This window comes from Saccharopolyspora soli (assembly GCF_022678645.1).
In the GTDB taxonomy this organism is placed as follows: Bacteria; Actinomycetota; Actinomycetes; order Mycobacteriales; family Pseudonocardiaceae; genus Saccharopolyspora; species Saccharopolyspora soli.
On the sequence record NZ_JALBWV010000008.1, the window covers coordinates 180798 to 192782 of the forward strand.

At 68.3% G+C, this 11985-nt stretch carries 13 protein-coding genes; 7 read left to right on the forward strand and 6 right to left on the reverse strand.

What is annotated here, in order from left to right; all coding sequences use genetic code 11:
* Positions 1-52: 52 nt before the first annotated feature.
* Positions 53-652 (forward strand): TetR family transcriptional regulator, encoded by a 600-nt coding sequence (locus MOQ72_RS08645; RefSeq protein WP_242181738.1) that lies wholly within the window; start codon positions 53-55, stop codon positions 650-652.
* Positions 653-667: 15 nt separating this feature from the next.
* Here the strand turns inward: MOQ72_RS08645 and MOQ72_RS08650 are convergent, their stop codons facing one another.
* Together MOQ72_RS08650 and MOQ72_RS08655 are read right to left on the reverse strand one after the other, a co-directional pair.
* Entirely contained in the window at positions 668-1276 is a 609-nt protein-coding gene (locus MOQ72_RS08650) for a short chain dehydrogenase (protein ID WP_242181741.1), read from the reverse strand.
* 138 nt (positions 1277-1414) lie between these two features.
* Positions 1415-1768, reverse strand: coding sequence for a winged helix-turn-helix transcriptional regulator (locus MOQ72_RS08655; protein ID WP_277953772.1), 354 nt, complete (start codon positions 1766-1768; stop codon positions 1415-1417).
* Positions 1769-1924: 156 nt separating this feature from the next.
* Between MOQ72_RS08655 and MOQ72_RS08660 the strand changes: the two genes are divergently transcribed.
* The 3 genes from MOQ72_RS08660 (at position 1925) to MOQ72_RS08665 (ending at position 5428) form a co-directional block, all read left to right on the forward strand.
* The gene (locus MOQ72_RS08660; protein ID WP_242181745.1) at positions 1925-2779 is read left to right on the forward strand and encodes an NAD(P)H-binding protein; all 855 of its coding nucleotides are present in this window, start codon (positions 1925-1927) and stop codon (positions 2777-2779) included.
* A gap of 138 nt (positions 2780-2917) precedes the next feature.
* Positions 2918-3646: an alcohol dehydrogenase catalytic domain-containing protein gene (locus tag MOQ72_RS45545; RefSeq protein WP_372495317.1), complete on the forward strand. Its 729-nt coding sequence runs from the start codon at positions 2918-2920 to the stop codon at positions 3644-3646.
* 84 nt (positions 3647-3730) lie between these two features.
* Positions 3731-5428, forward strand: a complete 1698-nt coding sequence (locus tag MOQ72_RS08665) for an amidohydrolase (RefSeq protein ID WP_242181747.1) — start codon at positions 3731-3733, stop codon at positions 5426-5428.
* A gap of 32 nt (positions 5429-5460) precedes the next feature.
* Here MOQ72_RS08665 and MOQ72_RS08670 read toward each other — a convergent pair whose 3' ends face one another.
* Positions 5461-5940 carry a LysR substrate-binding domain-containing protein gene (locus MOQ72_RS08670; RefSeq protein WP_308197856.1) on the reverse strand — a complete coding sequence of 160 codons (480 nt, stop codon included), beginning with the start codon at positions 5938-5940 and terminating at the stop codon, positions 5461-5463.
* Positions 5859-6455, reverse strand: coding sequence for a TetR/AcrR family transcriptional regulator (locus MOQ72_RS08675; protein ID WP_242181751.1), 597 nt, complete (start codon positions 6453-6455; stop codon positions 5859-5861). The genes MOQ72_RS08670 and MOQ72_RS08675 overlap by 82 nt, the downstream gene beginning before the upstream one ends.
* On the opposite strand from MOQ72_RS08675, the gene MOQ72_RS08680 reads away from it, so the two are divergent.
* Genes MOQ72_RS08680 through MOQ72_RS08690 form a run of 3 tightly spaced genes read left to right on the forward strand, consistent with a single transcriptional unit; the run spans position 6447 to position 9369 of the window.
* Positions 6447-6821: an ABC transporter permease subunit gene (locus tag MOQ72_RS08680; RefSeq protein ID WP_242181752.1), complete on the forward strand. Its 375-nt coding sequence runs from the start codon at positions 6447-6449 to the stop codon at positions 6819-6821. The genes MOQ72_RS08675 and MOQ72_RS08680 overlap by 9 nt on opposite strands.
* Positions 6818-8548 carry a dipeptide/oligopeptide/nickel ABC transporter permease/ATP-binding protein gene (locus tag MOQ72_RS08685; protein ID WP_242181754.1) on the forward strand — a complete coding sequence of 577 codons (1731 nt, stop codon included), beginning with the start codon at positions 6818-6820 and terminating at the stop codon, positions 8546-8548. Before MOQ72_RS08680 ends, MOQ72_RS08685 begins: the two co-directional genes overlap by 4 nt.
* Positions 8545-9369 (forward strand): ATP-binding cassette domain-containing protein, encoded by an 825-nt coding sequence (locus MOQ72_RS08690; RefSeq protein WP_242181756.1) that lies wholly within the window; start codon positions 8545-8547, stop codon positions 9367-9369. Before MOQ72_RS08685 ends, MOQ72_RS08690 begins: the two co-directional genes overlap by 4 nt.
* Positions 9370-9396: 27 nt before the next feature.
* Here MOQ72_RS08690 and MOQ72_RS08695 read toward each other — a convergent pair whose 3' ends face one another.
* Both MOQ72_RS08695 and MOQ72_RS08700 read right to left on the reverse strand, forming a co-directional pair.
* Complete coding sequence (locus tag MOQ72_RS08695) at positions 9397-11160, reverse strand: sulfatase family protein (protein WP_242181758.1); 1764 nt, start codon at positions 11158-11160, stop codon at positions 9397-9399.
* 15 nt (positions 11161-11175) lie between these two features.
* Positions 11176-11754, reverse strand: coding sequence for a PadR family transcriptional regulator (locus tag MOQ72_RS08700; RefSeq protein WP_242181761.1), 579 nt, complete (start codon positions 11752-11754; stop codon positions 11176-11178).
* Positions 11755-11985 lie beyond the last annotated feature (231 nt).

Consider the following 11985-nt stretch of genomic DNA (forward strand, 5'->3'; position numbering starts at 1 on the left):
GCCGAACCTGACAGCTGCGGTCACGGTTGTGACAGGCTGCTACCTTTGGCAGGTGGCGAGCAAGGAGCGTGCGAAGCAGGGTCTGCGGGAGATGACCCGGCGTGCCGTCCGGTCGCAGATCGCCGAGGCCGCCATGGCCCTTTTCGCGAAGCGGGGTTTCGAGGCGACGACCGTCGATGAGATCGCCGCTGAGGTCGGGATCTCCAGCCGTAGCGTCTTCCGCTATTTCCCGACCAAGGAGGACATGGTCGTCGGCCACCTCGACGAGATCGGCGACAAGCTGGCCGCGGCGTTGGAAGAGAGGCCGACCGATGAGGCGCCGTGGGTCGCACTGCGGCACGCCATGCAGCCCCACCTCGACGATCTCATCGAGAACGCCGATGCCATGCTCGCGACCGCGCTCATGCTCTCCGAAGCCCCGGCACTGCGAGGCGCTCTGCTGAGCAAGCGAGCGCGCTGGACGGAGCTGCTCGTCCCGAACGTGATGCGCCGCCTCAAGGGATCAGCCCAGGTGCGGGAAGTACAGGCACGCGCGGTCGTTTCCGCGGCACTCGCCTGCCTGAACACCGCAGTCGACGAGTGGGCGCGAAGCGATGGCACCAAGTCGGTTGAGAAGCTCCTCGACCAGGCGATCAGCGCAGTTCGCAGCTGACGCGGCGCTGTCGGCTCAGCTGTCGGTCTTGTAGAGCTTGAGGATGCGTCCGGTGATCGGGTTCGACATCGCCCGGAGGTAGGCCAACGCGACCTCGGCCGCCGGGACCGGCGTGAATCCGGGGAAGTACTGGTAGTAAGCCTCCGATTCGGTCAGGACCGTCGGGCTGACGCAGTTGATCCGCACGCCGCGCGGCAGCTCGGTCGCCGCGGCCTTCACGAATCCTTCCACCAGGTGGTTGACCGCGGTGCCGATGGTGGCGGCGTGGGTGAACTCGTCCGTGAGAACGCCGGAGACCAGTGTGAACGAACCGCTGTCCGCGACGTGCGGCAGTGCGGCGCGTACTACGTTGATCTGCCCCATGCCCTTGGCGGCGATCGAGTTCGCCCACTGCTCGTCGGTGGTCTGCTCCAGCGGGGAAGGGAACACGTCTCCGGCGGCATTGGCCACGGCATCGAACGAGCCGATCCGGGCGAACAGGTTCCGCATGCTCTCGATGTCGGAGATGTCCGCCTGGAACTCGCCGGAAGTCCGGCCGACGGCAACGACCTCGTGCCCGTGCTCCACCAGCGTCTTCTGCACCGCGGCACCGATTGTCCCGTTCCCGATGACGACTGCCCTCATGTCCAACTCCCAAACAGACTCGGCGGCGCCTTGGCCCGCAGCTGGCTTGTCGACGCCCATGGTAGCCATGTTTGTCAGCGACTGACAAACATGGCACTCCATGTTGCTATCGCGGGGCTCTGCCGATCCGCGGGGTGATCAGTTCTGCTCGTCGAGGCGTCCTTTCGCCGCGTCGTACTCCTTCCGCGCCTTCTGCACCTCGTCCATCCGCTGGTGGGTCCACAGCGCCAGTGCGCGGACCTGTTCGGCGGCCTCGCGGCCGAGGTTGGTGAGGGAGTAGTCGACGCGGGGTGGGATCACCGGCTTCGCGTCGCGGTGCACCACGCCGTCGCGCTCCAGGGTTTGGAGGGTCTGGCTGAGCATCTTCTCGCTGACGTTGCCGATCGCGCGGCGCAGCTCGTTGAAGCGGTACGGGCGGTCGAGGAGCTTGATCAGGACCAGGACGCCCCACCGGCTGGTGACGTGTTCCAGGACGAGGCGGTACGGGCACATGCCCTCGGCGCCGACGACGTACTCGCCAGCCGCCGCGCCGCCCGCTGTGGTACTTACGGCCATGCCAGTACCTTACTTCAAAGTGGGTACTGACGCTTTGCTAAGCGGGTCTCCTAGGGTGGCTCGAAGACCGTCCCACGAGGAGAGATATCAAGCATGAGCATCGTCGTCACCGGCGCCACCGGACATCTCGGCCGCCACGTCGTCGACGGCCTGCTGGAGGAGGTTCCGGCCGACCGGATCATCGCCGTCGTCCGCAACCCGGCCAAGGCCGCGCCGATCGCTGCGAAGGGCGTCAAGCTGCACGTCGCCGAGTACAACGCCCCCGAGACCTTCGACGGCCTCTTCGCGGCTGGCGACAAGGTGCTGCTCATCTCCAGCAGCGAGGTCGACAAGGACCGCGTCGCCCAGCACGAGGTCGTCATCGATGCGGCGAAGGCCGCCGGTGCTGCCCTGCTGGCCTATACCAGCGCTCCCGGCAACCTGACGGCCGCGCTCGCCGACGATCATCGCGGTACCGAGCAGGCGATCCTGGGATCCGGATTGCCGTACGTCCTGCTGCGCAACAACTGGTACAGCGAGGTCTACACCGCGCAGATCGCCTCGGTGGTCGAGCACGGTGCCGTCGTCCAGGCCGCGGGGGAGGGCCGTATCGCCTCGGCCGCACGCGCCGATTACGCAGCCGCCGCCGTCGCGGTGCTGACCAGCGAAGGACACGAGAACAAGACGTACGAGCTCAGCGGCGACACCGCGTGGAATTTCGCCGAGTACGCCGCCGAACTCAGCAAGCAGACCGGTGCGGAGATCGGCTACCAACCGGTCAGCGGCGACGCCTACGCGGACATCCTCACCGGCGCTGGTCTGCCCGGTGGGCTCGCGGCGATCATGGCCAGCGTGGACGCGTCCATCGAGAAGGGCGAGCTGGCCAGCACCAGCGGCGACCTGTCCCGGCTGACCGGCCGCCCGACCACGCCGATCGCCGACTCCATCGCGGGGGCGCTCAACGGCTGAACCGCACCGGCTCGTTGGCAGCGAGGTCCGTGGTCTGGCGTGATGGACGGGCGAAGGCGCCAGTAATGGGATCTGTTGATGGCAGTGATGGCGATTCCGTGTTGGACTCCTGGTCGGTGCGGTTCCCAGAATGGTGCCATGTACGCGATCACATTGGACAGTCCTGCTCCGCTCATCGAAAATCCTTTGTGGTGGCGGGAAATCACGACTCCGACGCCCGGTCCTGGCCAACTGCTGATCAAGGTTGCCGGGTGCGGGGTGTGCCGTTCGAACCTGCACATGGTCGAGGGCGACTGGGTGCCTGGCGGGGTACCCGCGATCAGCCCGATCATTCCGGGACGCGAGGTGACGGGCACGGTTGCCGCTGTCGGTGCGGGTGTTGCGGGGTTCGTCGAGGGTGACCGGGTGGGTGTGCAGCCGCTGTGGTGGACCTGCGAGGAGTGCGAGTTCTGCACGTCCGGCCGCGAGCAGTTGTGCCACCGGCGCCAGATCACCGGGGAGCACGTGAACGGCGGTTATGCCGAGTACCTGGTGTCGGATGCCTGCGGTCGCGGGCCGGCCTGGAGAACCCGCTCGGCTAGCCGGTCAGCGTGTTCCTCCACATTGGACTGTCGCGCGGATGCGATGTCTGACAAGGCCGTCCGATTTCGCTCGTTGCGCGACGTAGTCCGGATGATCGTCGCCGGTCGGTACGCGGGTACACTCGTTCGCGTGATCGGTTCGACCAGTCGCTGTCGATCGTCCTTCGGTTTCGGGGCGGTGTCTGGGTGGTCCAGACCCTTCCGCTCCCGCTGTCGTGCCGCGACGGTTTCGCCACATCGCCGACCCGCCATGATCGTGTTCCGCATTTCCGTTTTGTCCCGGTGATTGGTGCTCGGCCCGGTGGGTGTTCCTGGGCGCATCGCGACTTGGCGCGTCGTATCCGTTGAACGATGGGAGGAACGCTGTTCCGTGTCCAGTTATGAAGTTCGGCGCCGCCGTTTGTTGCAGACGTTCGGGTTGACTGCCGCGGCGGGCACCGCCGCGATGATGAACGCCGACCCGGTCCTTGGCGCCTCGCTGGGTTATGACGAGCGGATCGGGGTGCGGCCCGCTGATTATCGGGCGCCGACTGGGCTGGCCAAGCCCAGTGCTGCGAAGAACGCCGCTCTCGCGTGGATCGACGGCAATGCTGGCGAGATCACGGCGTTGAGCGACCAGATCTGGGAGTTCGCCGAGTTGTCGTTGCGGGAGTGGAAGTCGTCTCTTGCGGTGGCCGCGCTGCTGCGCAAGTACGGTTTCAGCATCCAGTGGGGACCGGCGGGGTTTCCGGCCGCTTTCGTCGCGACCTCCGGGTCGCAGGGGCCGGTGCTGGGTTTCAACGCCGAGTACGACGCCCTGCCGGGGCTGTCGCAGAAGAGCGGTGTGGGCGGGCATGATCCGCTGGTCTACAACTATGACGCGTATGGGCCGACGTACGGTGCGGGCCACGGCGATGCGCACAACACGCTGGGCGCGGGCGCGACCGCCGCGGCGATCGCGGTGAGCCAGGCGATCCGGGCACAGGGCCTGCAGGCCACGGTGAAGGTCTTCGGCACTACCGGTGAGGAGCAACTCGTCGGCAAGCCGTTCATGGTCAAGGCGGGTGTGTACGACGGTCTGGACGCGTTCCTGGACTGGCATCCGTTCGGTTCGACGTTGGCGTTCTGGAACACGACCAGTGCGTTGGCTTCCGCGACGTTCACCTTCCTCGGCGCGGCGGGTCACGGGGCGACGCCGTTGGGAAACAAGAGCGGTCTTGATGGCGCGTTGCTCATGGCGACGATGTCGGAGTACCTGCGGGAGAAGAACGTCGCTGCGTCGGGACGCTTCCACTACGCGGTGATCAACGGCGGCGGTGCACCGAACGTCACCCCGGACATGTGCTCGATCTGGTTCTTCATGCGGGAGGGCAGCCCGGCGCGGGTCCAGGTCCTCTACGACAAGATCCTGGAGTGCGCCAAGGCGGCGGCCCAGGCGAGTCAGACGAGGCTGGTGCACAAGTTCCACTCGGGCACCTGGAACTTGCTGGGGAACAAGGTCGGCGCTGAGCTGATGAACGACAACATGCAGAGCATCGGACCGCCGGTGTTCAGCGACGCGGACCATGCCTTGGCCAAGTCCGTGCAGCGGTCGTTGGGCAAACCGGAGGTCGGCATGGCCACGTCCCTGGTGCCGTTGACACCGCCCCCGCCGGTGTTCGGCGGGGGTATTTCCATCGACACCGCCGACGTGAGCTGGCACGCGCCCACCGCGGTGGCGCTCGCCGCGACCTTTCCGGCCGGGTTGCCGAACCACAACTGGGGCGTCACGGCGGCCGCCGCCACGAACATCGGGCATCAGGGGATGCTCTCGGCCGCTCGTTATCTCGCGGCCACGGCGATCGACCTGATCACGCAGCCCGACCTGCTCGGCGCCATGCAGGAGGAGTTCCGGCAGCGCACCGAGGGCGTCCGATGGACCAGCATGATCCCGGAGGGCACCCAACCGCCGATGTACGAGCCGCCCGCGGACTTCCTCGCCCAGACCGGCCAGAAATGGCCGCCGAAGGGCATCACCTGGCCAGTCCCGGAGGTGGTCGCCACGGAGCGGCTCGGCTCCGTCGGACCGGACCTACCACCCGTCACGTGACTGGCAGTCCTCCCGAGACCGATAGCTGCCGGTCAGCGGGGTGCGGCTGGCACGCCGCTGAGCCCGGTGCGCATCGCCTGCACCGCGTCGGCGGTGACGAGCACGTCGGCGAACAGCTGTGCGGGACGGCTGGCGTCCGTTCCCGTGACGAAGTGCACGACCCAGGACAGGTCCGGATCGGGCATCGGCCGCCGGATGAGCCCGTCGGCCTGTGGCTTGGCCGCATACGAAGCTGGGACGAGCGCGGGACCGAGCCCGAGCCGGACCAGGTCGAGCAGCATGTGCACGTCGTTCAAGGCGAACGCGGTGCATCGGGCGAATGCGTCGTCGACGATGCTGCGCGCGGTCCAGTCCGTGTCGAGATCGACGAACGGGTACGTCTCCATCCTGCGCCATCGACTCAGCAGGCGACGTGCGGTCCAACGCGATGTCAATCGAGGTGGGCGATCACCGCGTCGAGCACGAGTTTCGATGAGCGGGGCATCGAGACCTCGTCCGGGCTGAGCAGCCACTGGATCTGCAGTCCGTCCATCACGGCGATCAGCGCCGCGGCGGCGTCGATCACCTCGGGGTTGGTGGCGTCGCGGCCGGTCCGTTCCGCGATCGCGGCCGCGATCGCCGCGCGCAGGCCCGCCATCCGCTCGCGGAAGTAGCTCTGGGCGGGATGCCCTTCCGTGGCGGATTCCGCGGCGAGCACCGTGAACGCCTGGACGATGCCCGGCTGCGACTCGTTCTCCCCGACCGTTTGGACGAGATGCGGCAGCAGCTCCGCGCCACGCGGTTTCGTCCGGCCCGGTACCCCGGCGACCTCGTGGCCATCCCGGTACCGCAACACGGCGAGGAGCAACTGGTCCTTCGACCCGAAGTGGTGCAGCACGCCCGCGTGCGTCATCCCCGCCCGCTCTGCGATCTCGGTCAGGGACGCGTTGCGGAATCCGCGCTCGCCGAAGACGGCCAGCGCGGCTTGCAGCACGTCCGCGCGCCGCTGCGCCGTCCTGGCCTGCCGCTTGCTGCGTGGTTGATCCACCCCGCCATCGCGCAGCAGATCCGCAGCGCCGTGATCACCAACCTGGAGGCCGACTACGTGCGCACGCTGCGCGGCCGCGGCCTGCCCGAGCGCAGCGTGATCTTCCGGCACGCGCTGCGCAACGCCGCGCCCAACGCGCTGACCGTGCTGTCGCTGCAGTTCATCAACCTGCTCGGCAGCACGGTGGTGATCGAGAAGGTCTTCGCGCTGCCCGGGATCGGCTCGATGATCCTCGACGCGACGGTTGCGGGCGACAGCCCGCAGGTGCTCGGCGTCGTCGTGCTGATGGTGCTGGTCGTGATCGTCGTCAACCTCGCCATCGACATCGCCATCGGCTGGCTCAACCCGAAGGTGCGTGTGCAGTGACCACTCCCGCGATATCTACCGCCCCGCCCCACCGGGGCGTCACCGCGAGGCTGTTGCGCAACCCGCTAGGTGCCGCGGCGCTGGTGCTGCTGATCGCAGTGATCGCGATCAGCCTGTTGGCGCCGCTGCTCGCGCCCTACGACCCGAACACCGTCATCCCCGGTATCGCGCGTTCCGCACCTGGCGCCGGACACCTGCTCGGCGGCGACGGCGCGGGCCGCGACGTGCTGTCCCGGCTGCTCCACGGCGGGCGCCAAACCCTGCTGGGCGCACTCGTCACCACCGTCGTGGCGATGCTGGTCGGCATCCCGAGCGGACTCGTCGCCGGGTACTTCGGCAATGCCTTCGACACCGCCGCGAACTGGGTCTCGAACATGATCATCGCGATGCCCGGCATGGTGATCCTGCTGGCCGCGATCGCCGCGATCGGGCCTAACACCGTCGCGATCATGGCGGTGTTCGGCGTGCTGATCTCGCCGTCGTTCTTCCGCCTGGTGCGGACCGCGGTGCGCAACGTGCGCGGCGAGCTCTACATCGATGCCGCGCGCATCTCCGGGTTGAGCGACGGGCGGATCATCGCCCGGCACGTGCTGCTGGTGGTGCGCGCCCCGGTGATCATCCAGGCCGCGATCTGCGCTGGGATCGCGGTGCTCATGCAGACCGGCATCCAGTTCCTCGGCCTCGGTGAGCAGGACGTGCCGAGCTGGGGCCAGATGCTGTCCGACGCGTTTTACAACATCTACTCGGCCCCATACCTGGTGATCTGGCCCGGCCTGGTGATCGGGGTGACCGTGACCGCGCTCGCGTTGCTGGGCAACGGTTTGCGCGACGCCGTGCAGGACCGGCCGAAGCTCGGGCGGATCGCCGCCGCACCCGAGCCGACCGGGACGACCACCGAGGATTCGGGGCGGCTGCTCGAAGTCGGCGACCTGTCGATCGCCTACGGTGCCAAGATCGTCGTGCACGGCGTGTCGCTGGGGGTCGCCAAGGGCGAGGTGCTCGGCCTCGTGGGTGAGTCCGGTTCGGGCAAGACGCAGACCGCGTTCGCCGTGCTCGGACTCCTGCCGCTGGAGGGCACCGTGCTCGCCGGGACGATCCGCTTCGACGGCACCGATCTGTCCACCTTGGACAACCGCGAGAGAGCTCGGTTCCGCGGTCGGCGGATCGCCTACGTGCCGCAGGAGCCGATGTCCAACCTCGATCCGGCCTTCACCGTGGGTGCCCAGCTGGTCGAACCGATGATGGCCATCCTGCGGATCCCGCGCGCCGAGGCCCGCCGCCGGGCACTGGAACTGCTGGCACGCGTGGGCATCACGGATCCGGCTGGCACGTTCGCCAAGTACCCGCACGAGATCAGCGGCGGCATGGCGCAGCGCGTGCTCATCGCCGGTGCCGTTTCGTGCGATCCCGACCTGCTGATCGCCGACGAGCCCACGACCGCGCTCGATGTGACCGTGCAGGCCGAGGTGCTCGACCTGCTGCGGGATCTGCAACGGGAGCGGAACATGGCGATGCTGCTGGTGACGCACAACTTCGGCGTGGTGGCCGACATCTGCGACCGGGTTGCGGTGATGCGCGAGGGCCGGATCGTCGAGCAGCAGGACGTGGCGTCGATCTTCACGGCCCCCGAACATCCCTACACGCGATCGCTGCTGGAAGCCAACGTCGAGGACATGCCTGCCCGCGCGCCGCTGGCGGCTGGCGCAGGCGGAAGGAGCCAGCTGTGAGCGGACCGCTGTTGACCGTCGACGGAATCGGCGTTTCCTTTCCCCGCAAGGGCTTCCGGAAGCCGCCCGCCGAGGTGCTGCACGACGTGTCGGTCGAGATCGCGCCAGGGGAGTGCCTCGGCCTGGTCGGCGAGTCGGGCTCGGGCAAGAGCACGCTGGGGCGCGCGATCCTCGGCCTGGTGCGGGTCACGCGCGGCACGATCACCTTCGACGGGCAGGTGATCTCCGCGCTGGCGCCCAAGCGGCGGCGCGCGCTCAGCTCGCAGCTCCAGGTGGTGTTCCAAGATCCGTACAGCTCGCTGAACCCGGCGATGACCATCGAGGACATCCTCACCGAGCCGCTGACCGCAGCGGGCACCGGTCGCCGGGAGGCGCGAGCCCGCGTCGCCGGTCTGCTCGACTCGGTCGGGTTGTCCGGTGGTGCGGGGGAGCGGCTGCCGCGTGAGTTCAGCGGTGGGCAGCGGCAACGCATCGCCATCGCCCGCGCGCTGGCGATGAGCCCGAAGCTGGTCGTGTGCGACGAACCGGTGAGCGCGCTCGACCTGTCCACGCAGGCACGGGTGCTGGAGCTGCTGATCGACATCCAGGAGCGGACCGGGGTGTCATACCTGTTCATCTCGCACGATCTGGCCGTGGTGCGCCACATCAGCCACCGGGTCGCGGTGCTCTACCGCGGCGAGATCGTCGAGACCGGCCAGGGCGACGAGGTCACCACCGAGCCAGCGCACCCCTACACGAAACGGCTGCTGCTCGCCGCACCCGTGCCGGATCCCGTGGCGCAGGCGGAGCGCAGGGCGGCGCGACGCGCGCTGGTCGCGTGAACCAGCTGGTGGGCTGTCCGAGTCGGGTCAGCCCGCCAGTTCCTCGTTGAGCGACCGCAACGCGTCCACCGACAGACCGGGTGTCATGAACGCCAGCTGCCACGGTGACAGCCCGGCCACGCGCTCGGCGAACTCCGGATTCGACAGCATCGGCAGGTGGCGGACCACGACTTCTCGGGTGCGCTCCGCGCCGAGCAAGTCCCGCACCGGGGCGGTGACGTTCGGCGCGTCGCTCGCGAACTCCGTCGCATCGGGCAGTTCCTGCTGCGACGCGGCCGCCAGCTCGCGCTGGGCCCGCACCAGCAGGTGATCGTCGGTGACTGGTCCCGCAGCGGGCAGCCCCAGCCGCTCGAACTGGCTCTCCGGTGCGTCGGCGGTCCGCATCAACTCGACGAGCCGGTTCGCCATGCGGAGTTCCAGTTCGTCGTCGACGAGCGGGTTCTGCTGACCCGGGTCGGTTCGCAGGTCGAACAGCAGGGTGCCGAACGCGTACGGGTTCCCCCAGGATCGACCGGGCAGCCGCAGCACCGGAGCGCCCTTGGTGAACGGCGAGGGCGGCACCAACTCCGCGTCGGTGAGTTCCTCGGGGGCGAACCGGCTCGCCATGTGGGTCGGCATCAGGGTGTGCTCGAACAGCGGCTGGTTGGCCTGCGTCGCGGGCGCTCGCATGTAGACGTATCGGCCGTCGGTCACGTTCACGTGTCCGCCGAACATGCCGAACAGCCCCGCCTCCCGCACCGGGGCGTCCGTGGCGACCGTGTCCGAGAGCGGCCTGCCGCGCATCAGCTCCGGTATCGGCACCCCGAAGAAGTCCAGCAGCGTCGGTCCGAAGTCGACGGTCTGCACCAGGCTCGCCCGCCGCTGCCCACGCACCCCGCTGCGCGGGTCCCAGATGAACAGGGGAGTGTGGATGTTCTCGTCGTACCAGGGCTGCACGTTCTTGCCCCACCAGCCGTGCTCGCCGAGCAGCAGTCCGTGGTCGGTGCACACGACGAGCATCGTGTCGTCCCACATCTCGTACCGGTCCATCGCATCCAGCACGCGGCCGAGCGAGGCGTCGCACATGGTCAGCAGCGCGCAGTACTCGGACCGGACGCGCCGCACCGCGTGCTCGTCCTCGGCGACCTTGCGGTAGTCCGGCCAGTCGTAGTGCTCGCCCGCGTAATCGTGCACGTAGTGCGCCCGGTGCTCGTCGTAGGTGAAGAAGGGCTCGTGCGGGTCGAAGCATTCGATCTGCAGGAACCAGTTCCGCTCGTCGCGGTTGGTCGCCAGGAACTTCAGGCCCGCGTCGACGGTGCGGGTTTGCGGATGATCGGCCGGATCGCGCAGGTACTGGCGGTTGATCCAGTCCTGCCGCCACGTCGCGCCGGACCGCCAGCTGATCGTGTCCGGGATGTCCGGGTCGGCGACGTGCCCCTGCCACCTGTCGCCTTCCTGGCCGCGGAAGAACTCGTAGGTCCGGTAGCGGTTGTGGTAGGTCGCGCCGCCGTCTTCCCAGTAGTGCTGGTGATCGGTGACCAGATGGGTGTAGATCCCTTGCCGGGACAGGATTTCCGGTACCGAGTCGTCGAACGGTTCGAGCGGCCCCCACGACCGGTGCAGGAAGTTGTGGCGTCCGGTGTGGATCTCGCGCCGGGCCGGGATGCACGGCATGCTGCCGCCGTAGCAGGTGTCGAACGTCGCCGACCGCTCGCTGAGCCTGGTGAAGTTCGGGGCATGCACCCCGGTTGCGCCGTAGGGCGGCAGGAACCGCCGGTTGAGCGTGTCGAACATCAGCATGATGGCACGCATGCGTGGGACCCCTCCTCACTCGGCCGGTTCGGTGATCTGCGCGGCGTCGAGGGCGACCAGCATCTCCTCAAGCCAGTTGATCCACGCGTCGATCTCGGCCATGCCGCGGATGTGGGACAGCTCGAAGAGCAGGTTCGCCCGGTCGATGTCGACCTCGGGGATGGGATCGATGTACTGCTGCGTGCGGTCGCGACCCCGGTGCCGCGCGACCTGGTCCTTGCGCGCCCGCAGTTCCGTGGTGATGAGCTCGCGCAGGCCGACCGGATCGACGATGCCGCCGAAGACGAAGCGCACCAGGAAGTCGGCGTCCTGGAACCGCGACGGCGGGACGTAGGGCGAGCGGGCCCAGCGCAGCAGCTCCGCGCGGCCCTCGTCGGTGATGCTGTAGAGCTTGGCGTCCGGCCGCTTCTCCCGTGGGTCGACCTTGTGCGTGATCCAGCCGTTGCCCTCCATCCGCGCCAGCAGCCGGTAGATCTGGCTCTGGTCGGAGTTGGAGCGGAAGAACTTCCCGCCCTCGGCAAGCCACTTCTTGAGGTCGTACCCGCTGTGCGGACGCAACGCGAACAGGCCGAGCAACAGGTACTCGAACTTCACCGCCGACCTCCAATATAGGACTATTCACCTAGCGGTGATGGTAGCCCCTCTGGGGGCGAGATGAGCAGGGAGACGCCAGCACTTCTCGGTGATCACGAGCACAACGCAGCCCCACACTCCGGTCGTGGGGGGGGGAAAACCCGGCCCCCCCGAGATGGGGACACCCCCCCCGACCGGCGGCCGGGGGCGGGCCCGCCCGCGCCCGGGGCGGTGTAAAAAAAAACGCAGGCC